Raw genomic sequence first — 24325 nt, 5'->3', positions numbered from 1 at the left:
AGAATCTCATGAACTTACTGAATCATAAACGCTACCTGTTGCTGCCCTTGTTTTTGGGTATGGGTGCCTGTAGCAACTTTCTGGATATAAATGTTACGCCCAACAACCCAACAGCCGTAACGCCGGCTGTATTGTTACCGGGTGCTCAGGCAGGTACGGCTTTCGCGGAATCTAATGAGATCAATCGGTTTGCCGAAACACTGGTTCAACATCTGGCCGGAGCGAACAATAGCCCCGCCAATTATGATGTGTTTCAGACAAATGGGGCCGATATGGAAAACCAGTGGCGCTTCGAAATCTATAACGGTGGGCTCGTCAATTTCCAGAAACTGATCGAACTGGGCGATGCGACGAATTCAAAGGCCTATACAGGTATTGCCAAAATCATGAAGGCGTATACCTTCTCGATTGCGACAAATATGTGGGGTGATGTTCCGTATTCGCAGGCATTACAGGGTGAAGCGTTCACGGCTCCCCGTATCGACAAACAGGAAGACATCTATAAAGGTAACTCGTCGCAGGGCATTCAGAGCCTGTTCGATCTAGTACGCGAAGGCATCAAAGATCTGGATGCTCCATCAGCCTTGAAGCCCGGTGTTGAAGATTTGATTTATGGGGGGGATCTGGCGAAGTGGAAGCGGGCTGGCAATAACCTACTCCTCAAGTTCGCGACTGTAATCAGCCGTAAAGAACCGGCTCTGGCCACCAGCGTCATCAACGAGGTACTGACGGGCAATAACTACATTACGACCAACGCCAACGACATGAACTTTACGTTCGGATCGACAGTCGGTAGCCAGGACCCGCGTTACAGCTACACGTATGTCAGTACGTTCAAAGACGACATCATTTTGAGCACGCGGTATTTGAACCTGCTGAAAAGCCTGAACGATCCTCGGTTGCCGATCTTCTTCACCAAGCCCGGTGCCGATTACGTAACCATCGACAACGGGTTTCGGGGAACATTGCCAGCACCCGTAACTAACTGGTCGCGGTATAATAAATTCATTACGGGCAATTCGGGTGAAGGTCCTGTACGGATGACCACCAATTTTGAACGGGCGTTCATCCTGGCCGAAGCGGCTTTACGGCTGGGCACACCCGGCGATCCGCAGGCTCTCTATACTGAAGGCATTACCGCATCCCTGTCATTGGCTGGCCTGTCCGCCGATCAGATCACAGCTTATTTGGCCGCCAACCCAACAGTAGCGACGCTTTCGGGTACCAATGAACAAAAAATCGCCCAGATCATCACCCAGAAGTACATCGCCTGGACCGGAAACGGCCTCGAAGCCTGGAACGATTACCGTCGGACTGGATACCCCGTTCTGCAACCTTCCCAGAACGCAGCCGGTATCGATGGCACCCGACCTGTTCGGGCGGTGTATATCAATACCGAAATTCAACGGAACCCCAACTTCCCCAACCCCGCTCCCCAGTCGAACGTACGAGTGTGGTGGGATGTGGATTAATGGTTAACTGAACTCACACACGCATTTTCATGAAAAAGATACTTTTAAATCTGTTGTTGCTGGCCCTGGTGGCTGGTGGCAGCTTCTCCTGCAAAGACGATCTGGTTTACAGTGATCTGGTGCGGGACAATCGTCCGGCTATTCCGGTAACGTTTCCTGGAACGACTACTTATGGATTCAATCCCTTCATTGTCAGTTCACTGGCATCGGGCGGCCCAATTTCATTCACCTTATCGATACCAGCCAGCAGTGGTCGCACTATTAAGGAGATTACCAAGGTGCTGGGTGGTGGAACGGGCATCACCGTCGGGAACCTCAATTCGGGGACGTATGCTACAACACTCCTGAACACGGCTCCAATTGCAGGCAGTGGTACTACAGCGGTATTTACGACGACAATCGCCGATTTCAAGAAGAAATATCCGAGTGTAGCTACCGCTCCGGTTGCGTTACCCAACTATACCGAGATCCAGTTTTTGTTTCTGGTAACACTGGACGACGGTACGCAGATCGTTCCCGAACCCGTTCGCGTTCGAATCGTAAACTAATTAGTAAGACCTAACAGCTACCGTAAAGAAAGCCTGCTTGCTGTTGTGAGTAGGCTTTCGCTTTTCTAACTCATTTCAACCGACTCCCAACCAGTCTTTTTATATTGTTGAAGCAGGTACCAGCAAAGGATTATCGAAAACGGTAGGGCTATCCAGACGCCGAACGGGATGCGTGTCAGACCGTAATGCGAAAAACCAACCAGCGCCAGCACCAGGCTGATGAGTAGTCCGCGAGCCGTATTGTTTTGCTTCATGGCATCCTGCTCAATTGAAAAGGGCATAGAGCGTGTCGAAAGCAGGGCTGCGCTCAAGAGCATGACCAGCGAATTACTGAATGCCAGCAGGACATCGCTGATTTTGTCAAGTCCGTATCGGAACAGGACATAGGACGATAGCAACGTGTAAAAAGGCACCAGCAGTTTTATAATAATGGCTTTCAGTGACCCCGACAAGATACTACCTGGCTCCTGAATAGGCGCACTGCCATATACCCATGATGCCCGATAATTGTCCGAAACGCGGAGCTGGTATTGGGCAACCATCACATAAATACCGCCGAAATAAAGCGCGAACAGATAAAAGAAGCTTCCCGAACTAAAGCTTCCGCTCTGAAACGATATGGCGATGACATAGGCTAACCCGAAGCCCAACTGTGGATAGGTTTTGAGCTTGAATTTCCGATCCCGGCTTGTTATTCGCCAGGTAAAAGCAAAGGCCGCTCGCTCAAGTGAATCGTTGGTAAACCAATCAGCTAGTTGTTCCATCCAGCTTTGCCGATTGGTCGATGTAGTTGCAATTGGAGTTGGCGTTGTCTGCCCGTCCTGATCGATACTACTTATTTTCTGGGTAAAATCGGTAGTTAAAAACCGATTCATAAACCATAGACCAGTAAATGGAGTAAGCAGCGCCAGCGCCAGAAAAATCAGGTGTGTTTGGTCGAATACAGGTTGAATAAAACTTTCAGTCGCTCCCGCCATCCACATCGGTGGTATCAGGTAATGCCAGCTTTGATGGGCCAGTGGCTCCTGCAACATTCGTTCGGAGCCGATGAGCCGGGGCAAAACCTGGTAGCTTCCGTAAAACAGAATCGCCATCACAATCTGAAAGTAATTGATCACTTCCCGAAGCTTTTCCTCACTGGTAAATTTCATCAGCACCAGATAGAAAATGTTCGTCAGAAACACCATCAGGATGGCCGAAAGCAGACTCAGTAATAAAAACAACAGGCCCGAAGCCGCGCCAAATCGACTTGCCAGAATGAAAATGCTGACTACTGTTAGCGACAGTGTAATGGCAAACAAATAGCTGGTGATATGCACCACACGAGCCAGCCACAGGGTTCGGCTACTGACAGGCCGGGGCAGAATAATCTGATTGTCGGATGAGTCGAGAATGACCGATGAAAAATCGGAGATGAGCGTCATGGCGCAAAGGGCCATGATGTAGCTAAACTGTAAGGTTAACGGAAGAAACAGATTTTCTTTGGGCGCAATACCCAACATAGCGAAGCTAATGAGCCCGCCGATAATCGCGTAAATTGCCAGAATCCGGATGAAATTAGTATTGCTCTCGCCAGATTGCTTTCCATAGCGCCCCAAACTGACGAAGCTTCGTCGGCTGTCCATTGTAAGCTTGACCTGTACAATGGCTCGCAATTGACCGTAGTCGGCGCCCAATGCTTCGAAAAGCGGTTTCAGCCGGTCGAGAATCCACAGTATAATGGTAATCATGCCGATTAGTTTTTCAGGGTGTGAATAAACTCCTCAGCCACGCCCGTTTGTCCTTCATTGCCCGTCAATTGAGAAAATAGCTGCTCCAGCGATTCGGGGCGTTGATGCTGAAGCTCGGCAAACGTACCGTCGGCAATCACCTGGCCCTGATTAATGATAATGATGCGATCCGAAATTTTTTCAACTACATCCATCAGGTGCGAACTGTAGAAAATCGTTTTGCCATCGTTGGCCAGTTGCCGAATAATTTCTTTCACCAGTACCACGGCATTCGCATCCAGGCCCGACAGCGGTTCATCCAGGAAAATAACATCCGGGTTATGCAGAAGCCCCGAAATAAGCAGTACTTTCTGGCGCATCCCTTTCGAAAACGTCGTCATGCGGGCGTTGGCGTGGTCGCTCAGTTGAAAGAGTCGGAGCAGGTCGAGGGCTTTGCGTTCGATATGGGCAGGGTCTAACTCATAAAGCTGGCCGATGAACTGCAAATATTCCATGGGGGTCAGCGTATCGTACAGGGCAGCGTTTTCTGGTACATAGCCAACCCGCCGTTTAATCGCTAGCGCATTGGTTTTGACATCCATGCCCAATACAGTCGCTTCGCCCGCATAATCGGGGAGCATACCCATCAGAATTTTAATGGTGGTTGACTTCCCGGCTCCGTTGGGGCCAATATAGCCGACCACCTGACCAGCCGATACGCTAAGGTTGATGCCTTTAAGCACGAGGGACGAACCATACGACTTTTGCAGGTTCTGTAGCTGGATAACTGGCGTTGGATTCACGGAAAAAGGGTTCAGTGTATCCGAAAGTACAGAAAATCCCGCCCAGCTACAAGCCGAACGGGATTTATTACATTAATCACTAAAAACGGTTACGCCACAGTTGCCTCGGTTTCAACCAGGTTGTGTTTTACCAGATACTCGGCAATCTGCACGGCGTTGGTAGCCGCTCCTTTACGAAGATTATCGGCTACGATCCACATATTCAGTGTTTTGGGTTGGCTTTCGTCGCGACGAATCCGACCTACGAACACTTCATCTTTACCATGTGCCGTCAGCGGCATTGGGTATATTTTGTTTTGCGGGTCGTCCTGAACGATAACCCCTTCGGTATTGCTCAGAATATCAACCACATCGCTTACTTCAAATTCGTTTTCAAATTCGATGTTGACCGCTTCGGAGTGACCGCCAATCGTTGGGATACGAACAGTGGTAGCCGTCACCTTGATGGAATCGTCGCCCATAATTTTCTTGGTCTCGTTCACCATCTTCATTTCCTCTTTGGTGTAGCCATTGTCGAGGAATACATCGATGTGTGGGAGTACGTTCAGGTCAATCGGATGCGGGTATACTTTGGGTGATTCATGATCACCTTTACGCTCGGCAAACAACTGATCGACAGCCGCTTTGCCCGTTCCTGTCACCGACTGGTAAGTTGAAACGACCACCCGCTTGATTTTATAATGATCATGCAGAGGCTTCAACGCTACAACCATCTGGATGGTCGAGCAGTTTGGGTTAGCAATGATTTTGTCTTCGGGAGTCAGTACATCGGCGTTGACTTCAGGAACAACCAGTTTTTTGGTAGGGTCCATCCGCCAGGCTGACGAGTTATCGACAACAACAATACCCGCTTCGGCAAATTTGGGAGCCAGCGCCAGCGACGTACTGCCACCCGCCGAGAAAATCGCAATAGCAGGTTTGGCAGCGATGGCGTCTTCGAAACTAACCACCGTGTAAGGTTTACCCTTAAACTCAACCTGTTTACCAACCGAGCGCTCGGAAGCAACGGGAATGAGTTCAGACACGGGGAAGTTACGTTCTTCCAGCACTTTCAGGATTTCGCTACCGACCAAGCCAGTAGCTCCAACGACTGCGATTTTCATTGTAGTAATGCGGGTATAAACCCGCAGTTGATTAGTTAACAAAAGCGGGCTTCCACCCGCATTACAAATTTGGAGTGCAAAATTACGCCAAAACTTTGACGCACAGGAGAATTATTACGAAAAAAAACAGATACCCGATGGGGTGATGCAGGCGCTCAGTGGAACGTCGGTTGGTTCTACATCATCAATCTGTTCCAGGCTTTCGAACAAGGATAGGCCAACCTTCTGGCAATCGGGTCGGCAGTTGACTAGAAAACGATCATAAAATCCTTTCCCATAACCTATTCGATTGCCCTTCCGATCAAAGGCAAGTAATGGCACCAGGACTAAATCGAATCGATGACTCTCGATGGCCGACTGATCGGAACTAATGGGTTCTGGAATCCCCCAGCGATTTTCCTGGAGCGATGTATCTGGCAATAGAGGATAATGCCGAAGTTGATGAGTGGCTACATCTGTCACAGAAACAGCTAGTTCAATAGCTGGATACAACGCCCAAAGCTGTCGGATAATCAGCCAGGTGTCAACCTCCTGTTGTCGTTGAATCGGAAGAAAGCAATGAACGGAGGAAGGTGTTTTTTTGAGTTGAGTGAGAAAGTCGAAAAACAGCTGGGCTATGGCCTGACTCCGGAGATTAACTTCATCCGCAGTCAGGCTCCTTCGTTTGGTCAGATACTGACGACGTAGCTCGGCTTTGGTCATTCGGCTATTCCATACAAAGCTGCATCCGGTAATCGAATGGATCGAAAACGGAGAGCATTTTCTGTAAAAACGATTTGTCGTTCAAGTAGAATGTCAGGAAGTTTTCACTCCGTTCCTGTAGCCCACCATTAGGAAATAACTCTGCCTTGACCGTTAATAGCTGCCGAACGCCCGTTTCCTGATTTCGTTCTTCGGCCCGTCGCATTTTCTTCTCCAGCCGGGCAATGGCATTGGCAAACCGCTTGGTTTCGGCCAGAACGGCTTTTTCGAGCGTAGGGTCAACCATTTGTGCTTTGTGCAGAATAGCATCCAGCGCTTTATTGACCACTTTGTTTTCGTTGTCGAACTTAAGGGTATGCCGGGCGTGGTGTTCGATGTATTCGTGCTTGATTTTCAGCGTGTCCTGAAATAATTCTTCAGGAGTCAGGCCTAACTTACAAATGCGTTTGTTTGCTACGGATGGAACATACAGCGCAAAATTCCGGGGCATCAGAATTGGGAAAGGCGTCTGGAAATGATCGAATACACCTTTTAGCTGCAACCAGTAAGGCACTTCGGAAGGGCCGCCGATATAAGCCAGATTGGGGAGAATGGTTTCCTGATACAATGGCCGTAGCACTACATTCGGACTGAACTTTTCCGGGTGTTCGTCCAATAGACTAAGGAGTTCGGCTTCCGAAAAACTTAGTTTGGTATGGACAACCCGATAGCTGCCATCCTCTTTGCGCTCGATGCGTTCGCGAAGTTGATCGTCCAGATAGAACAGATTAATGTCGCGGGGAGCAATAACCGTTTTATAGCCAAGCTCCTCCAGTTGCTCAGTGCGTTGCTGTACCAGTTCGCCGGAGTGCTGATGCAGCAGTTCGTCCCGCATGATAGGAGCAAAAATGCGTTTAAGTGCAGCGTCGTCGGCATCCAGACAAATCAGCCCTTCGGCCCCAAACAGTTCGTTTATATAATAGCGGGCTGCATTGGCAAGTGTATCGTGCTTCAGATACGCTTCTTCAAACAAGGCCAATTTTTCAGGGATCTGTTTGAAGAGGGCCGCTAGCTCCTGAGGGTTCATCCGACCAACGGCTCCACGCTGTTCGGTTTGCCAGGTATAACTTCGCCCAAACATTGAAAAATGGTTGATCTCGGCAAAGTCGTGGTCTTCGGTAGCCATCCAGTACACAGGCACGAAGTTGTAATCAGGATAAGTCTCCTTAAGCTTCCGGGCCAGATTAATGGTCGTGATTAGCTTATAGATAATGTACAGTGGACCCGTAAAAATGTTCAGCTGGTGGCCAGTCGTTACCGTGTAGGTGTTCGGCTGGAGCAGTACCGAAAAGTCAGGCTTGTTGGCAAGTGAGCTGTACTGCCGTTCCAGTGCATCGACCAGAACCCGTCGTTTTTCTTCATCGAACGATTTCTCGTTAAGCTGACCACCAAAGGCAGCTAGTTCGGGAAAGCGATTATAAAAAGGGGCTAGAGTAGCAGTTTTAGTAATGTAATCGAGAAATAGTGACGAAAACTGGCCGGTAGAGCTAAGCGGCAGGTACTGACAGTCCATTCGGAGCAGGGTTGGGATTTTATCGGCTCAACAACAGAAGGCTCCGCAAGGTTCGGTCAGGGGTAAGGGCTTTGTTATTGCATTCGATAAAACTCAAATAACATCCAAAATATGAGACAGTTGAATTTTTAGTGTAGGGACATCATTCGTGAGTATATCCCAGATTAGAGACGGATCTATACCAAAAGATTAATGTACCAAAACATGCCGGAGGCCAGTAACCTGACGACATTGTACTTCTGGAAACTCACCTCTGATAGTTTCATCAAGGTGATTGCAAGCCTCACCAATAATTTCAAGCTGTTTGATGCAGGCAAACCGCATCATTGAGTTGTTCAGAAATTCAGGGAATGGTTGATCGTTTATATAATTCTCAATCTCGGCAATAGCATCAAGAGCATGCTCAAGTCGTTGCCTATTACCGAACCGTCCTTTCATAGATGAGTTGTTTATCCTGGTCGATAAATGGACGGATTCGGGGTGACAATCCATTCATAGAAACCAGGTCAACGGATTTACTTAACTTTTCTTCCAGATCAAGTTTCATACTAACAAACTGTAGACCAACTGGGCGGCTATAATCCAATTCTACCAACAAATCCAGATCGCTCTCTTTATTAGCTTCATTGCGAGCATAAGAACCAAACACATAAACGCGCAACACGGGTTTGTCCCGTAGATAACTTCGAATTACCTGTAGTTCGCCTGTGGTCAGTTTCATCGTGCTATTTTACACAACTGTACCGTATAAATCAAAATCTTCGGCCCGGTCGATGCGGACGTTGGCAAAGTCGCCGATACGGACATATTGGCTCGCCGGAACTAATACTTCGTTATCAACCTCAGGGGAATCGGCTTCGGTACGGCCAATGAAATAGCCGCCCTCTTTCCGGTCGAATAATACTTTATATGTTTTTCCTACTTTTTGCTGGTTCAGCTCCTGCGAAATACCCTGCTGAAGCTCCATCAATTCGTCGGCACGCTCCTGCTTTATATCGGCTGGAACATCGTCGGGCATAGAATAGGAATGCGTATTTTCTTCGTGTGAATAGGTAAACACGCCCATCCGGTCGAAGCGCATCCGTTCTACGAAATCATAGGTTTCGGCAAACATGGCCTCCGTTTCGCCCGGATGCCCCACAATCAGCGTAGTCCGAAGGGTAATGTCGGGAACTTTGGCCCGGATGGTTTCGATCAGGGCTTCGGTTTTGTCACGGGTAATACCCCGACGCATCAATTTCAGCAACTCGGTCGAGCCGGTTTGCAGCGGCATATCGAGGTAATTGCAGACATTTGGCCGGTCGCGCATCACATCGAGTACTTCGAGTGGAAAGCCCGATGGATAGGCATATTGCAGTCGTATCCAGTCGATGCCATCTACATCCGCCAGACGGTTGATCAGGTCGGCCAGATTGCGCTTTTTGTATAGGTCAAGCCCATAATAGGTTAAATCCTGAGCAATCAGAATCAGTTCTTTTGTACCTCGCCGTGCCAGTGAACGGGCTTCGGTCAGCAGTTCATCTATCGAACGGGATACGTGTCCTCCACGCATGAGCGGGATGGCGCAGAACGAGCAGGGGCGGTCGCAGCCTTCGGCAATTTTCAGGTAGGCAAAATGAGCCGGTGTGGTCAGTAGTCGTTCACCAACGAGTTCATGTTTATAATCGGCGCGGAGGGTTTTCAGCAACCGGGGCATCTCGTTGGTACCAAACCAGGCATCGACATCGGGAATCTCGACTTCAAGCTCGTCCTTGTACCGATGCGACAGGCAGCCCGTTACATACACTTTATCGACCATGCCTGCATCTTTCGCATCGACGTAGCGAAGAATGGTATTGATCGATTCTTCTTTTGCATTGTCGATAAACCCACAGGTGTTGATGACTACGATATTGGCGTCGTCTTTCTTCGATTCATGGGTTACGTCCATGCCGTTGCCCTTCAGTTGCGTAAACAGCACTTCCGAATCCACAAGATTCTTCGAGCAACCCAGCGTGACGATATTGATTTTATTGGTACGTGATCCTTTGGTTTTCATTCGTAATGTGGTCGGACTGGCATTCCAGCAGCCTCTCCGCTAAATCTTTCAACAAGTGGACAGGCTGCTGGAACGCCAGTCTGACCACGTTACACTAAAACACCGCCTGATGGGTAATCTCTACTTTTACCTCAGCGCGGGTATTCTTCCGAACATTGACCGGAAAAAGATTATTGTGAGCATCAGATAGATTGGCATACAAGCCTTTAGGCTCACGTACCACTACCGAATAGTGGCCAACAGGCAGGCTGACGCAGAATTTGCCGTACTTATCCGATTTAACCGTTTTTATAGGTTTTATATTCCCGACGGAGTCAATAAATCCGTTATCGCCCATTTTTACCTGATTCATATTGAGCAACGAGAAGATGAGAACCTCGCGTTCAATGGGTGTTTCCTGCGAAGAAGTCTTACCGGGGCCAGGCATGTGATTCCCTTTTTTCTGCAACACAACTCCACAAATTCCCTGAAACGAAACGGGTCGGATTAGTTTATGGCCGGGTGCTTTTTGAGTAGAACAAATGAATAAAAGGCCAAAAAGAATTAATAAGCTACCAGGACTACGCATAATTTCGTTTGACAAAACTTAGAAAATCCTCTGATAACTTGACCAGCCGTTTAATTTCTTCTACAGGGAAATCGCCATCAATATCATAGTCAGCTATCTGTCTATGCTCAAATAGCACAGCGAAACTGTCTTTATGGGTCTCTGGTATTTCGCCAGACTTTATGTAATGCAGTGAAAACATTTCGCGGGCCGACGAATGACGTTTGGTGACAATGTTTTTTTCCGCAAGGAGTCCGCGAACGAGCCAGAAAAAACAGTAGTAGCTCGATGTAATCGCCCCGTTTGGGAACTCAGTATTTACGATTAGTTTAGCATTAGCTAAATACGCTTCGGCTTTGCTGATACAATGGCTCAGATCTTCGCTCATAAATGCATTTACCGTCCTTTCGCACCTCTCGATAGAAAATCCGGTTTGATGTAGAAAATTGGCTTTTGGATACAACAATTGCGGATATTGGAATGAATGTTTTAAGGTAATAATCATTCCGGGCAGCTATAGTAGTAGATACTTCTTTGAATGGTGAAACATTCTCTTCGTCTAAGACCACTAAATAATCAATGTCCGATTCTTCATTGTAATCGCCACGAGCGTATGAGCCAAATAGTACAATTTGGGTTAGTCGTTCACCATAAATTTGCTGCATCATCTCGGTAACGTCCCGATTGACTTTCGCTAAATCTGTTATGACTGCCATAATCGCATTCGTTATTTCTTGAAAAACGAATCGACAAACTCCATCTTGTTAAATGTTTGCAGATCGTCGATTTTTTCGCCAACGCCAATGTATTTGACCGGAATTTTAAACTGATCGGAAATGCCAATAACGACGCCACCTTTTGCGGTTCCATCCAGCTTTGTGATAGCGAGTGCCGTAACTTCAGTGGCTTTTGTAAACTCGGTCGCCTGGATAAACGCATTCTGGCCAGTTGAACCGTCGAGAACCAGCAGCACCTCATGCGGGGCATCGGGTGTGACTTTCTGCATGACCCGTTTAATTTTGGTCAACTCGTTCATCAGGTTGACTTTGGTATGCAGTCGACCAGCCGTGTCGATAATGACGACATCGGCGTTCATATCCGTTGCTTTCTTCACGGCATCGTAGGCTACTGCCGATGGGTCGGTGTTCATACCGTGCGAAATAACAGGTACGCCGACCCGGTCACCCCAGAGTTTGAGCTGGTCGACAGCCGCTGCCCGGAATGTGTCGCCAGCGCCTAGTACAACCTGTTTGCCTCGTTTATGAAATTGGGCGGCCAGTTTGCCAATGGTCGTCGTTTTGCCAACTCCATTGACGCCCACCACCATAATTACATACGGTTTTGTAGTAGTCGGCAACTCAAAATCGTCCAAAACATTGCGTTCTGGCGTTTTGGAATTCGTATCCGAGAGTAAAGAGGCAATCTCTTCACGAAGAATACGGTCAAGCTCACTGGTGCCCATGTATTTATCACGAGCAACTCGCTCTTCAATCCGGCGGATGATTTTCACAGTGGTTTCAACCCCTACATCCGATGAGATCAGAACACTTTCCAGTTCGTCCAGTACTTCTTCGTCAACGGTCGATTTCCCGACAACAGCCCGCCCTAGTTTCGAGAAGAAGCTGTCTTTCGTTTTCTCTAAGCCTTTGTCGAGGGTTTCTTTCTTTTCTTTCGAGAATAAACCGAATAGAGCCATAAAAAATAATCGTTAGTCGATGCCGGGTCGCCGGTACGGTCGTCACTGGTTAGTCGGTAATAATAGCTACAAAAGTAACGTAAAGGTTAGCGACTACTGACTGACGACTCTTTTCAACAAAACTCTAACAAAAAAAGTCCCACAGAGCCTGGTAGAGGCTGTGGGACGAGCATCTTTTCTGGAAATGTTCCGCCGTATCGGTTGAAGGTATCAAACTAGCTTTTCAGCGCAGCTTGTACGTCATCAATAGGGACCATTTCTTCTTTGAAGGTATAAGCGCCGGTTTTTGGCGATTTAACGGCTTTGATGATTTTGGCAAATGCCTTACCGTTATCCTTCGTTTTCAGGGTTGCAACTACCTTTTTTGCCATGTCTTTTTATGGTTTACGGTTTACGGTTTCAGTTTTTGGAGGCTAAAGCAAGATTAAAAACCATACGTTAGCCTCCGAAAACTGAAATTGTAAACGTCAAACTTATTTAATTTCTTTATGCAACGTTACTTTTTTCAGGAACGGATTGTATTTCTTCCGCTCGATACGAGCCGGCGTATTTTTCCGGTTTTTCGTGGTGATGTACCGGGACATGCCGGGTACACCGCTATCTTTCTGCTCGGTGCATTCCAGAATAACCTGGATTCTATTGGCGCCTTTCTTTGCCATTGCTAACGTTCGTTTTCTCGATAAGGAGCGCAAAGGTACGGAATTACTTTTATTTTGCCAATAGGTTTTTTAGAAAAACAGATGATTTGTAATGAATTAAGTCGGAATTTTTGTTCCGGTTTGACTTTCGGTCGTTAGCTGGCGACCTTTGAGGAAATACGGGCCTCCTAAATTTAGGATCAGGCAATAGCCTATTTAGTTAGGAAGCTGTTCGTACGTGCTTCGCCTTGGGTGGGTTAAACCAAACATGACAACAACAACAACAATAGAATACGAGTATGCGCCGGGCCATTTTCGGGCTTCCGAACCGAATGTATATCGGCCAGATATGCTCGGCGAAGGTGAAATGGTGCTTAATATGGGACCTCAGCACCCATCGACGCATGGCGTTCTACGACTCGAGGTGGTAACCGACGGCGAAATCATTAGGGATGTTGTGCCACATCTGGGTTATCTGCATCGTTGCTTCGAGAAACATGCTCAATCGTTGCCTTTTAATCAGGCTATTCCGTTCGTTGACCGTCTCGATTATTTGGCCGCTATGAACTGCGAACATGCCTTTGTGATGGGCGTCGAGCGGATGCTGGGGATTCAGAACGACATTCCGAAGCGTACAGAATATATACGGGTGCTGGTGGCGGAACTGAATCGGATTGCCGCTCATATGGTTGGTATTGGTACCTATGCGTTGGATATTGGGGCTTACACGCCTTTTCTCTGGCTCATGCGCGACCGGGAGCATATTCTGCGGATGCTGGAGTGGGTGAGCGGGGCGCGTATGCTCTACAATTACATTTGGGTTGGTGGTTTATTTTACGACTTGCCCGTCGGATTTGAGGAGCGTTGCCGGGAGTTTGTGACCTACCTGAAACCGAAACTGCAGGAACTGCAACAGTTGGTTATCGAAAATGAAATTTTTATAAAGCGGACGGCCAACGTGGGCGTTTTGCCCTTGCCAGTCGCGATTAACTACGGCTGTACAGGGCCTATGCTACGTGGCTCAGGTCTTCGCTACGACCTACGTCGGGTCGATGGTTATTCGGTCTACCCCGAACTGGACTTTGCTATTCCAATTGGAGAAGGCAAAATGGGAACGGTAGGCGACTGCTGGGACCGCAACTATGTTCGGGTGCTGGAATGTTATGAGTCTATTCGAATCATCGAGCAATGCCTTGATAAACTAACTTCCGATCATCGGCGTACCCGTGATTATGATCCACAGGCAGTTGTCCCGAAGAAAATACGTCCAAAGGCGATGGACTTTTATGTGCGGGGTGAGAGTGCCAAAGGGGAACTCGGATTTTTCTTCCGAACAGATGGTAAATCAGACATACCTGTCCGCTGCAAAGCCCGCTCGTGTTGTTACCACAACCTCTCGGTTATCAGCGAAATCAGCCGGGGAGCCATGCTGGCCGATTTAGTAGCCATCATTGGGTCAATTGATGTGGTGATGGGGGAAGTGGATCGATGAAGTATTAGGAGCGAGGAGTTAGGAGTGAGAATGGCGGACGCATACTCTCTTTGGCTTGCGCCAGTATTCTCACTCCTAACTCCTCGCTCCTAATACTTTATTGCTCAAGTACCAGAATATCAGCGCTATTGCGACCCAGGCCGTCGTAATCGAGGCCGTAGCCCAGTACAAAGCGATTCTCGATCTCGAAACCTACATAGTCCAGCTTCATTGGCTTTAGCAAAGCTTCTGGCTTGAAGAGGAGCGTAGCAATGGTGAGTGACGAAGGTTGGAAAGCGCGGAGTTGCTCGCAAATGTCGTTGAGGGTCCGGCCGGTATCGACAATATCTTCAATAACGATAAGGTCTCTGTTGGCGATGGGTTCGGTAAGGCCCAGAATTTCTTTCAATTGCCCGGTCGATGATGTGCCTTTGTAAGACGATACTCGCAGAAACGTTATTTCGCAGGGTATTGTCAGATTTTTCATCAAGTCGGCAGCAAACAGAAAGGCACCGTTCAGAATGACCACCAGAAGCGGCTTTTTGTCGGCATAATCCTGATTGATCTGGCTGGCTAATTCCTGAATCCGGCTTTGAATCGATTCGGCGGGGATAAACGGGACAAACGTTTTATCGTTAACGGTCATTGCATTGGCGTCTGTGAGGGCCGCAAAGATACGGTCATACGCGGGTAGCAGACAAAAAATGCAGGTAAAAATAACCGTTTGTAAACGGACTGCTGTCAGATTGCGTTCATGTAAGTAAAGCAAATTCATCGGATTTAGCGATGGTGTACAGGTTTTTAGTATTCCTTACAACAGAATAAGCCGGTAGAATCGTTAATGACTGGTAATCAATACCAAACAATAAAGAAGGCTAATGAAAAAACTCCTGTTGACGGTATGGCTGACGAGCGTGGCGCTTCTGGTTCAGGCTCAGCTCTACGACCCGTCGGCTTTTGATAAGAAATATGATGGCTTGCTGAAGCACCCTGGTGTGCAGATTGAGTCGGCGGAGGCTATCAATCAGATGTACAACTACAAGTTCTACGAGGCTGATAAAGAATTTAAGTGGTTGCGTATCCGCTACCCGAACCATCCCATGCCTACTTTCCTGATGGGGCTGGCCGAATGGTGGAAAATTGTTCCGAATACAGATGTAACGGATTACGATGATCGCTGCCTGATGTATATGGATTCGACCATTACGCTCGCAGAGAAGTTGTACGATGAGAGCGACAATAAGCTCGAACCCGCATTCTTTCTGGCTGCATCTTATGCCTTTAAAAGCAGACTTTATTCTGAGCGGAAGAAATGGGCAAAGGCGACTTTTGCTGGCAAAAACGCGCTGAAATACTTCGAAAAATGTAAAGGGAATGCCGATTTCAGTCCTGAGCTGCTGTTTGGCGATGGGATGTATAATTATTATGCCCAGTGGATTCCTGAAAACTATCCGCTACTAAAACCGATTCTGATCTTCTTCCCGAAGGGTAATAAGGCCAGTGGGATTAAAGAGTTGGAGAAAACGGCCAATACGGCTTTTTATACGCGTGTTGAGGCCCGCTATTTTCTGGTTCAGATCTACAGCATGGAGAATCAGTACGATAAGGCATATGAGTTGTCGAAGTACATGAAAGAACAATATCCTGACAATCCGTTTTTTGAACGTTACTACGCGCGATCGGCTTTTGTGACGGGCCGGTTGAATGAAGCAGAACGTATCTCGAAAGACATGCTGGAGAAAATCAGCCGATCGCAGTCGGGCTATGAAGCGGTGGGTGGCCGAACGGCGGCCTATATTTTAGCCTATATCAACCACCTATTTTATAAAAATACGTCGGAGGCTAAGAAGTATTACCAGCAGGCTATTGATTTCGCCAAGCAGACAAACGCAACCAATGCAGGGTATTATTGGTCGTCGGTACTGGGGCTGGCCAAAATTGCTACGGACGAGAAAGATTACGACCTGGCCCAGACCTACTTTAAAGAAGTATTAGACAAGGCCGACCGAAAATCGAGTCAACACAAAGAAGCGAAAAAAGCGCTGGACGACGCCAAAAAGGCTAGACGGGAAGAGCGGAGAAAACGCGGTTAATGAATAATGGAAAATGTACAATGAATAATGACAGGGAACGCAATCATTATTCATTGTACATTTTCCATTATTCATTTCTTATGGAATTGGGAGCACCTTGCTTTCTTTGAAGGTCGACATGATAACCATTGTTTGGGTGCTGGCTACCTCGTCAATTTCATTGATTACATCGAGCATCAGAGCCTGATACGACGAAATGTCTTTGGCGATTACTTTCAGCAGGAAGTCGCCCGAGCCGGTAATGTGGTGGCATTCAATGATTTCGGGGATCTGATTGACCCGATCAACGAACGACATGGTAGTATCTTTTTTATGACCAACCAGCGTAACCATAACGAATGTGGTAACGCCAAGACCGATCTTATCCCGATTCAACTGGGCATGGTAGCTCTGAATGATCCCTGAGGTTTCCAGTTTTTTAACGCGCTCAAGGGTAGGAGCAGGCGAAAGACCAATTTCCTTGGAGAGTTGTGCGTTTGTAATTTTAGCGTTTGCTTGAAGTATTTCTAGTACGTGACGATCTATCTGATCTAATTTCTGTGCCGACATAAATAGTGTAGTCTGTTGAAACTTGTTGACAAGACGGTGCAAAGCTACCGCTTTTGCAATAGAAAATTCTTAAAACATACTGAATTTTTCCAAAAAGCGAAACAAATATAGTGTATTGACTTGATACGCGGCACAAAATTTAGTGAATTGGCCTGGTTGCCAAATGCCCTTTTTATTATATGGTGATTTTCTGGTAAGTACATAAAAAAGAACGCTTTTGTGTATAGACTTCAGCAACGTTTACCGTTAGTAGTAATGACAGGTCAGATGTATATCAAAAAGGCTGTTTTATAAGGCTGAGTATAGTTGACTATGGCTATTTTTGCTTGTTAATCCACTGTTCCGAATGCGTTCGCTTGCTTTATTGACCCTACTCCTTGGGATTCTTGTCTGGATAAGTTGCCGTCAGGCAAAACCTGTTCCGGTGGCGACCAGAAGACCATCTGTTCGGGTGCCCCAACCAACGTCACGTCCACCTGCTCAGCAACCGGTTCCTGCCAAAACTACGACGCCCAAACCAGCTACGGCCGTTATTACGAACCCAGTCGATACCTTGGGATACGATGAAGTAACATTCCCAACGCCTGCTCCGCCTAAACGGGAATTTCGAGCTGTCTGGATTGCAACGGTCGACAATATTGACTGGCCTAGTAAAAAGGGACTGCCTGTAGCTGACCAGCAACGTGAGCTTGTGGAAATGTTCGACATGTATCAGCAACTGGGACTAAATGCCGTAATTGTTCAGGTGCGGTCGGCGGCTGATGCTTTCTATGCTAAAAGTTCGGAGCCATGGTCGGAGTGGTTAACGGGGCAGCAGGGCCTGGCACCTACCCCGTTTTATGACCCTATGGAATTCATGATCGAGCAGGCACATCAGCGTGGGCTTGAATTTCATGCCTGGTTTAATCTTGATCGGGCAGCATTCAGCAAATATTCCAGTATTGCGCCGTCGAATATTATGCATCGGAAACCCGAATGGCTGTTGAGCTACGGCGGCAAGAAGCTATTCAATCTGGGCATACCGGCCGTTCGAACCTACATTGCTGGCATTGTGGCTAATGTGGTGCGTGAGTACGATGTTGATGGTATTCATTTCGACGATTACTTTTATCCCTATGCCGAACCTGGACAGGTGATTCGTGATGATGCTACCTATCAAGCCTACAACAATGGCCAGACAAAAGCGGATTGGCGACGAGATAATGTCAATAAACTGATTGTTGAGCTGCGGGATTCAATTCGGGAGAATAAGCCCTGGATAAAATTTGGTGTAAGCCCATTCGGTATCTGGAAGAATCAGGCTAGTGATCCTGAAGGGTCAGCTACCAACGGAGGGCAGGCCTATTATGATCAGTATGCCGACACGCGTAAGTGGGTACGCGAAGGGCTAATTGATTACATCGTGCCACAAGTGTATTTCAGTTCAGAATTTGGGCGGGTTCCTTATAAAACACTAGTAGACTGGTGGTGCCGAAATACAGGCAAAGTTCATCTCTATATAGGACACGGAGCCTATCGGGTTGGGCGCGGTTCAGAACGGGATCCAGGCTGGTGGCGGGCTACCGAATTCCCGAATCAGTTTCGCTACAATCGGCAACAGAAAGCTGTACAAGGCAGTGTTATGTTTAGTGCCAAGAATCTGAAACTGAATCCGCTGGCTATTCGCGATTCATTACAGACCAACTTTTATCGGCATTTAGCTCTAGTACCGCCCATGCCCTGGCTGGATAGCATTCCGCCATTGCCTCCCCGCGATCTGAAAGCAGCCATTACGCCGGAGGGTGTCGAACTATTTTGGGATCAATCGCCCGAAGCCAGTGATGGCGATGGGGCCGAAGCTTATCTGGTGTACCGATTTGAAGGCCGACGCCCCCGCTTGCGACTGGATGATCCACGATATATTGTCGCTCACTGTATTGGCGAAGGCACGACCCGGTTTGTCGATAAAACCGCCGATCCGAAGAAGAAATATCTGTATGCGATTACGGCGCTGGATCGACTACGGAATGAAAGCCGGGAAATGGTCATAAAAGTACATTAGCCTACCATTGATACATGGCTAACTACTGCATGATGGTTTCCAGTACCTCGTCAATCGATTTACCGTCAGGGAAAAAGCCAGCAAGTTTCAGCAAGATACCTTCGACAACAGCGTCTGGACATGAGGCTCCGCAGGTCAGCAAAACGGTAACGGGGCGATGGGCTGGGATAAAATTTTCGGTCGTTGCCTCCTGCTTTGTATGATGATCGAAATGGTAAATCAGCTTATCGGATAAGATTTTTTGCTCCGATTCAATAAAATAGGTTGGCAGTTTGGCTTCGCACAATTCTACAATATGAGATGTATTGGACGAATTATAGCCACCAGCTACTACGGCAAAATCGGCTGGATTAGTCAGCAACGCATACGTAGCATCCTGATTATCATTGGTGGCGTAGCAGAGCGTGTCGCGGGTATTGGCAAAGTGCGCGTCCACAGAATCGTCCGTCAAACCGTAATGCTGAATCATAACCTGCTTCAGGTAATCGGCTATGCTTTGCGTATCGGATGCCAGCATGGTTGTCTGGTTGACTACACCAATTCGCTGTAGATCGCGGGTAGGATCGAAACCAATCGAATACTGCCCGGCAAATTCTTTGTAAAAGCGTTCGGCAGGTTGCTCTCCGGTTATATATTGGGCCAGACGCTGTGTTTGAGCCATGTCTTTTACCACAACCGTTGGGGCCATTTCTTTACTGTGCGAAAAAGTGGCTCGTGTTTCTTCGTGGCTGGGTTTTCCATGAACAATAACCGAATAATTTTTCTGACCAATTTGTCCGGCTTTGTTCCATACTTTTTCGACAAAGGGGCAGGTGGTGTCGTATTTAACTACGTCCAGACCGAATGAGGCCAACTGTTGCTGGGTTTCCAGGGTAGTTCCGAAGGCTGGAATGATAACCACATCCTCTGGGTGCAATTCCGAGAAAGGAATAAGCTGATGCCCTTTGGTATCCATCAGAAAACGCACTCCACGGCTTTGTAAATCCCCATTTACATCGGGATTATGAATCATCTCGCTCAGCAAAAAAATGCGTTTACCCGGATTTTCGGCAATGGCTTTGTACGCGATTTCAACGGCGTTTTCGACCCCGTAGCAAAAGCCGAAATGGCGGGCAAGCAATACCCGGATGGGGCCAAAATCGAGCAAAGTAGGGGTAAAGTCACGCTTAAGTTTATCTCGCTTCCGACGAAATTCTTTGAGAGGAGTAATGATTCGGCTGCGGTAATATTCAGGGATGTCGAAAGATTTCATGGAGCGAAAAATAGCTAAGCAACGGCGATGCGAAGGCATCCAAAAACTCGTCGCTTGTCCTTAAGCATTGTTTAATGTAAAACAGTGGAGCCCGAAGCTTCGTTCAGTGCAAAGGTAACCAGGAATGATAGACTTAGCCGCTTACGGTCAGGAGCTTTTGTTATATTTGATTACAGTTCAACCTCGTTTATAAACGTAATCAGTTATGACATCAATGACTTTGCAAGCTACCGACCACTGGGCTTGGTGGCGTAAAGTACTCTTCCGATTTAGCTGTATTTATCTGCTGTTATACATGTCGCCCCTAAGCTGGCTGGGAGTCGTTGCGGGTATAGGTTGGTTTGGTAAGTACTACGGCGAAGTAGAAAGCTGGCTGGTCAATCTTGCCAATAGGACACTCTTTCATATAAAAGACGTACTGGTTCCTTTAAATGGCAGTGGCGATACGTCCTATGGATATGCACAACTAAGCTTTTTTTTGCTGGTTGCCCTGTCCGGAACAGTTGTCTGGACGCTTATCGATAAACGAACCCAGTATACTAAGGCTTATTACTGGCTGCTGGTAGCTGTTCGCTATTATGTGGCAATGGTAGCCTTCACATACGGGATCATCAAATTGTTTGGCCAGCAGATGATTTTTCCACCGTTGAGTGCACTGGCAACTCCCCTGGGCGATTTTTTACCCATGCGATTTTCCTGGTATTTTATCGGCTACTCTACGCCCTATCAGTTTTTTTCGGGTGCCGTTGAGGTCGTCGCGGGTTTACTGCTCTTATTCCGACGTACCAGCACATTAGGTGCTTTTGTAGCCGCCAGTGTCTTTCTCAACGTGATGATGATGAACTTATGCTACGACATACCCGTCAAGCTGTTTTCAATTCACCTGTTTTTGTTCAGTAATTTTTTATTGCTGGGTGATGCTAACCGACTGCTGAATTTCTTCGTTTTCAACCGACCTACGCAACCTTCCATTCAATATAGTCTCCCTGGCGAATGGTCGAAACGGCCACGGCTTGCTTTAAAAGCCACTTTTGTGTTGCTCTTTCTGATCATGCCGATTTATAAATTCAGTGCAGAGGCAACTCAGGGACCGATAGCCAAAAAACTGGCCACGGGATTCTTTTCCGTTGAGCAGTTTCAGGGAAGCCCAGTCGACAGCTTACGCTGGCAGGATGTCGTGTTTGAGTCGAATACATCAGGAAGTATTCTAACAGCGGATACGTTGTTTCGACAGCGTTATCGACGGGGGTATTTCAACTACAAGCTTGACTCGCTGACAAATACCATCACCTTCAGGAAAAATTCGTTTGATACCACAGCACTATTTACGATGCACTATACAATGCCGGATACGAATCACATTCTGCTTCGTGGGAAAATCCGGACTGATTCAGTGATTGTTGACCTCAAACGCCAGAACCGTCATTTTCAGTTGGCAGAGCGCCAATTTCACTGGCTTTCAGAAGCCAATCGCTGATGTGGGCAGAGCTATAATTCAAGTACCTGGCCCAGAATATCGTCCAGGTACTCGCGGGAATTGGCTAGCCGGGGTACTTTATGCTGACCGCCTAATTTGCCGCGTTGTTTCATCCAGGCGTAAAATGTGCCTGGTGGAACAACGTGGATACGCGGGCGTTTGAGCACCATATCGTTGTAGCGCTTGGCATCGTAGTCTGAATTGATTTGCCGCAGCGTTTCGTCGAGGATTTGTTCAAACGTTTGCTGATTAGTAGGCTCATGCGTGAACTCAATGACCCACTCATGGCAACCATTGCTGCCGTTACCCATGTAAACCGGACCAGCCGTGTAATCGGATATGACGGCCCCCGTCGCTTCACAAGCTTTGGTAATGGCTGTTTCGGCATTTTCGACAATTACTTCCTCACCAAAGGCATTGATAAAATGCTTTGTCCGGCCACTTACTTTCAGTCGATGGGGGTAAAGTGAGGTAAACCGAACCGTATCGCCAACCTTATAGCGCCACAGACCCCCATTGGTCGATACGATCAGCGCGTAATTTTTATCCAGCTCTACTTGCTCAATGGTCAACGCTTTTGGGAAAGGCTGGTCGGCTTCGTGAATTGGGACGAATTCGTAAAAAATGCCGTAATCCAGCATCAGAAGCATTTCACCCACACGGCTCAAGTCGTCCTGAATGGCAAAAAAACCTTCGGAAGCGTTGTAAATTTCCTGATACCGAATCTGATTTGAAGGAAAAACCTGCTGTTGGAACAATTCCCGATAAGGCTGAAAATTAACAGCCCCGTGCATCATCACTTCAAAGTTGGGCCATACTTCCAGAATATTCGATTTGCCCGTTCGGGCCAGCACTTTATCAATCAGCACCATCCCCCAGGTAGGTACGCCCAGCATACTGGTTACGTTTTCGGTAGCTGTGACTTCGGCCATCCGTTCCAGCTTGGATTCCCACTCATCCATTAGCGCAACGGAGAGGGATGGTGTACGAATGTACTGTGCCCAACTCGGAAGATTCTTCATCACAACAGCCGATACGTCGCCAACCGCGCTGTTAGAACTGTATGGATTTGGGTGAAGACTGCCGCCAATGGATAACCCTTTGCCCTCAAAAGCCCGGCTGCCTGGATTGTTGGCGATGTACATGGCCATCATATCCTTACCTCCTTTAAAGTGGCTTTCGTCCAGCGATTCCATTGTAACGGGAATGAATTTACTACGAGCATTGGTCGTACCAGAGGATTTAGAAAACCAGCGAACCGGCGAAGGCCAGAGCACCTTATTTTCGCCTTTCAGTACCCGTTCGATGTAGGGGAACAGATCTTCGTAGCTGGAAACCGGAACCTGCCGCTGAAAGTCCTGTATGGTTTGGATGGACTTGTAGTGGTGCTTTTTCCCCCATTCGGTCCGACGGCCCGCTCGGATGAGTTGCCGAAATACCTGCTGCTGCACCACGCCGGGCTGTTGCATCATTGCTTCAATACGCGGAATGCGCCGTTGAAGAAGCCATTTAAGCGTGGTATTGAGTAAAGTCATGGGGCTAAAATAAGCAATACAACTTTAGTGAATGGGCTGGGGTTTCAAATATATAACTATTCTGCTTGATTTATAATCCTTTGGCCCGATCGGGATAGTCTGTAATAAGACCATCAACCCCCCATTCTTTCAACCGAATCATATCGGCACGTTGATTGACCGTCCAGGGAATGACCTGAATACCCTGATCATGCAGTCGGGCAATTTTATCCTGATTAATGAGCCGGAAATATGGGCTGTAAATGTCTGGTTTAAAGTCCAGTTCCTCAATGTTTTTTTCCGGGCTTCGTAGGTTCTCAACCAGCGCCGACAACTTCACCTTGGGATATTTGCCAGCATCAGCTCCTCGTTTCCACTGCCGTAATATGGCAAAGTCAAAACTTTGAATAGTTACTCGATCGGGGGTAAGGCTCTGCTTGAGAACGGCCTGAACAAGTTCGCAGAAGGCGGCTGGTTCGGGCTGACTTAGGTTATATTCCGACGGTTCACTTTTGAGTTCGATGTTATAGGCGAATGGAGCTAGATTTTTCGCTTTTCGATGCGCTTCCGCTTCATCAATAACTTCGCTTAAAAGCGGTTTGTATACTTTCAGCTTTTGTTGTTCGGGAAAGGCCGGATTCCCGTTGGAGCCAACGTCGTATTGCTGGATGTCGGCATAATTGAGCTGATACAGCAGGATACTTTTCTGATTTCGCTTATTAACGGGTTTGCCATCGGGTGTGATGCTAAAATCGGCGTTGAAATACGGATCATGCGAAACCACTACCTGCTTATCTTTGCTAATGACCACATCCATTTCCAACGTCGTAACGCCCAGATCCAACGCTTTCAGAAAAGCGGGTACCGTGTTTTCGGGCATCAGTCCCCGACATCCCCGGTGCCCCTGCACATCGAAATTGGACGGAGGAGGGAACACCATAGCAATCAATAGAGTGACGAATAGCAAACTGGCGGGTGTATTCATAATCGCTTTTAGAACCTCTATAAAACCGGTTTGTTCAGTTAACCAGTGGTCAAATAAGTAAAGCGCCCACAATCAGCAGGCGCTCAGTAGTAAAGCAACAAGGAAAAAAAGGTAGTAAGACAGTATAGCCTTGGT

25 protein-coding genes are annotated in these 24325 nt (G+C 47.6%); 6 read left to right on the top strand and 19 right to left on the bottom strand.

Annotation, left to right across the window (positions count from 1 at the left end; translation table 11 throughout):
- The first annotated feature begins 8 nt into the window (after positions 1-8).
- Both BGO59_RS04190 and BGO59_RS04185 read left to right on the top strand, forming a co-directional pair.
- Positions 9-1472, top strand: a complete 1464-nt coding sequence (locus tag BGO59_RS04190; protein ID WP_293681008.1) for a SusD/RagB family nutrient-binding outer membrane lipoprotein — start codon at positions 9-11, stop codon at positions 1470-1472.
- Positions 1473-1501: 29 nt separating this feature from the next.
- Positions 1502-2020 (top strand): hypothetical protein, encoded by a 519-nt coding sequence (locus BGO59_RS04185; RefSeq protein WP_293681005.1) that lies wholly within the window; start codon positions 1502-1504, stop codon positions 2018-2020.
- A 65-nt stretch (positions 2021-2085) separates the two neighbouring features.
- On the opposite strand, the gene BGO59_RS04180 is transcribed toward BGO59_RS04185, so the two are convergent.
- The 14 genes from BGO59_RS04180 to rpmG all read right to left on the bottom strand — a co-directional run bounded on the left by BGO59_RS04180 (position 2086) and on the right by rpmG (position 12829).
- The gene (locus tag BGO59_RS04180) at positions 2086-3750 is read right to left on the bottom strand and encodes a hypothetical protein (protein ID WP_293681002.1); all 1665 of its coding nucleotides are present in this window, start codon (positions 3748-3750) and stop codon (positions 2086-2088) included.
- 5 nt (positions 3751-3755) lie between these two features.
- Positions 3756-4532: an ABC transporter ATP-binding protein gene (locus BGO59_RS04175; RefSeq protein WP_293680999.1), complete on the bottom strand. Its 777-nt coding sequence runs from the start codon at positions 4530-4532 to the stop codon at positions 3756-3758.
- An 89-nt stretch (positions 4533-4621) separates the two neighbouring features.
- Positions 4622-5635 (bottom strand): aspartate-semialdehyde dehydrogenase, encoded by a 1014-nt coding sequence (locus BGO59_RS04170; protein ID WP_293680996.1) that lies wholly within the window; start codon positions 5633-5635, stop codon positions 4622-4624.
- A 114-nt stretch (positions 5636-5749) separates the two neighbouring features.
- A complete protein-coding gene (locus BGO59_RS04165; RefSeq protein WP_293680993.1) occupies positions 5750-6337 on the bottom strand; it encodes a 5-formyltetrahydrofolate cyclo-ligase in 588 nt (195 codons plus the stop codon).
- A gap of 4 nt (positions 6338-6341) precedes the next feature.
- Entirely contained in the window at positions 6342-7889 is a 1548-nt protein-coding gene (gene bshC, locus BGO59_RS04160) for a bacillithiol biosynthesis cysteine-adding enzyme BshC (protein WP_293680990.1), read from the bottom strand.
- A gap of 189 nt (positions 7890-8078) precedes the next feature.
- Positions 8079-8327, bottom strand: coding sequence for a HepT-like ribonuclease domain-containing protein (locus BGO59_RS04155; RefSeq protein WP_293680987.1), 249 nt, complete (start codon positions 8325-8327; stop codon positions 8079-8081).
- Entirely contained in the window at positions 8308-8610 is a 303-nt protein-coding gene (locus tag BGO59_RS04150) for a nucleotidyltransferase domain-containing protein (protein ID WP_293680984.1), read from the bottom strand. The genes BGO59_RS04155 and BGO59_RS04150 overlap by 20 nt, the downstream gene beginning before the upstream one ends.
- A gap of 9 nt (positions 8611-8619) precedes the next feature.
- Entirely contained in the window at positions 8620-9927 is a 1308-nt protein-coding gene (gene rimO / locus BGO59_RS04145; protein WP_293680981.1) for a 30S ribosomal protein S12 methylthiotransferase RimO, read from the bottom strand.
- Between the two features lie 94 nt (positions 9928-10021).
- Entirely contained in the window at positions 10022-10495 is a 474-nt protein-coding gene (locus tag BGO59_RS04140; protein WP_293680978.1) for a hypothetical protein, read from the bottom strand.
- Positions 10488-10862, bottom strand: coding sequence for a HEPN domain-containing protein (locus BGO59_RS04135; RefSeq protein WP_365981595.1), 375 nt, complete (start codon positions 10860-10862; stop codon positions 10488-10490). The genes BGO59_RS04140 and BGO59_RS04135 overlap by 8 nt, the downstream gene beginning before the upstream one ends.
- Positions 10810-11139 (bottom strand): nucleotidyltransferase domain-containing protein, encoded by a 330-nt coding sequence (locus BGO59_RS36430; RefSeq protein ID WP_365981596.1) that lies wholly within the window; start codon positions 11137-11139, stop codon positions 10810-10812. Before BGO59_RS36430 ends, BGO59_RS04135 begins: the two co-directional genes overlap by 53 nt.
- A gap of 62 nt (positions 11140-11201) precedes the next feature.
- Positions 11202-12170, bottom strand: a complete 969-nt coding sequence (gene ftsY, locus BGO59_RS04130; RefSeq protein ID WP_293680972.1) for a signal recognition particle-docking protein FtsY — start codon at positions 12168-12170, stop codon at positions 11202-11204.
- A gap of 215 nt (positions 12171-12385) precedes the next feature.
- Positions 12386-12541 (bottom strand): DUF4295 domain-containing protein, encoded by a 156-nt coding sequence (locus tag BGO59_RS04125; protein WP_080053913.1) that lies wholly within the window; start codon positions 12539-12541, stop codon positions 12386-12388.
- Between the two features lie 102 nt (positions 12542-12643).
- On the bottom strand, positions 12644-12829 hold the full coding sequence (gene rpmG, locus BGO59_RS04120) for a 50S ribosomal protein L33 (protein WP_012929817.1): 186 nt from the start codon (positions 12827-12829) through the stop codon (positions 12644-12646).
- 247 nt (positions 12830-13076) lie between these two features.
- On the opposite strand from rpmG, the gene BGO59_RS04115 reads away from it, so the two are divergent.
- The gene (locus tag BGO59_RS04115) at positions 13077-14300 is read left to right on the top strand and encodes an NADH-quinone oxidoreductase subunit D (protein WP_293680940.1); all 1224 of its coding nucleotides are present in this window, start codon (positions 13077-13079) and stop codon (positions 14298-14300) included.
- A gap of 97 nt (positions 14301-14397) precedes the next feature.
- Here the strand turns inward: BGO59_RS04115 and hpt are convergent, their stop codons facing one another.
- A complete protein-coding gene (gene hpt, locus BGO59_RS04110; protein WP_293681172.1) occupies positions 14398-14925 on the bottom strand; it encodes a hypoxanthine phosphoribosyltransferase in 528 nt (175 codons plus the stop codon).
- A 232-nt stretch (positions 14926-15157) separates the two neighbouring features.
- On the opposite strand from hpt, the gene BGO59_RS04105 reads away from it, so the two are divergent.
- On the top strand, positions 15158-16372 hold the full coding sequence (locus tag BGO59_RS04105; protein WP_293680937.1) for a tetratricopeptide repeat protein: 1215 nt from the start codon (positions 15158-15160) through the stop codon (positions 16370-16372).
- Between the two features lie 78 nt (positions 16373-16450).
- Here BGO59_RS04105 and BGO59_RS04100 read toward each other — a convergent pair whose 3' ends face one another.
- Positions 16451-16921, bottom strand: coding sequence for an Lrp/AsnC family transcriptional regulator (locus BGO59_RS04100; RefSeq protein WP_020598533.1), 471 nt, complete (start codon positions 16919-16921; stop codon positions 16451-16453).
- A gap of 346 nt (positions 16922-17267) precedes the next feature.
- On the opposite strand from BGO59_RS04100, the gene BGO59_RS04095 reads away from it, so the two are divergent.
- Positions 17268-18962, top strand: a complete 1695-nt coding sequence (locus BGO59_RS04095) for a family 10 glycosylhydrolase (protein ID WP_293680934.1) — start codon at positions 17268-17270, stop codon at positions 18960-18962.
- Positions 18963-18984: 22 nt separating this feature from the next.
- Here the strand turns inward: BGO59_RS04095 and BGO59_RS04090 are convergent, their stop codons facing one another.
- A complete protein-coding gene (locus BGO59_RS04090; RefSeq protein WP_293680931.1) occupies positions 18985-20214 on the bottom strand; it encodes a 4-hydroxy-3-methylbut-2-enyl diphosphate reductase in 1230 nt (409 codons plus the stop codon).
- A 205-nt stretch (positions 20215-20419) separates the two neighbouring features.
- Between BGO59_RS04090 and BGO59_RS04085 the strand changes: the two genes are divergently transcribed.
- Complete coding sequence (locus BGO59_RS04085; RefSeq protein ID WP_293680928.1) at positions 20420-21691, top strand: hypothetical protein; 1272 nt, start codon at positions 20420-20422, stop codon at positions 21689-21691.
- 11 nt (positions 21692-21702) lie between these two features.
- On the opposite strand, the gene BGO59_RS04080 is transcribed toward BGO59_RS04085, so the two are convergent.
- Both BGO59_RS04080 and BGO59_RS04075 read right to left on the bottom strand, forming a co-directional pair.
- Entirely contained in the window at positions 21703-23226 is a 1524-nt protein-coding gene (locus BGO59_RS04080; protein ID WP_293680925.1) for a GH3 auxin-responsive promoter family protein, read from the bottom strand.
- Positions 23227-23296: 70 nt separating this feature from the next.
- Entirely contained in the window at positions 23297-24145 is an 849-nt protein-coding gene (locus tag BGO59_RS04075; RefSeq protein ID WP_293681167.1) for a glycerophosphodiester phosphodiesterase family protein, read from the bottom strand.
- Positions 24146-24325: the final 180 nt, after the last annotated feature.

It is taken from the genome of Spirosoma sp. 48-14, assembly GCF_001898575.1.
In the GTDB taxonomy this organism is placed as follows: Bacteria; Bacteroidota; Bacteroidia; order Cytophagales; family Spirosomataceae; genus Spirosoma.
Note: the sequence above shows the minus strand (reverse complement) of the source record. Positions and strands in the feature narration are given on the sequence as shown.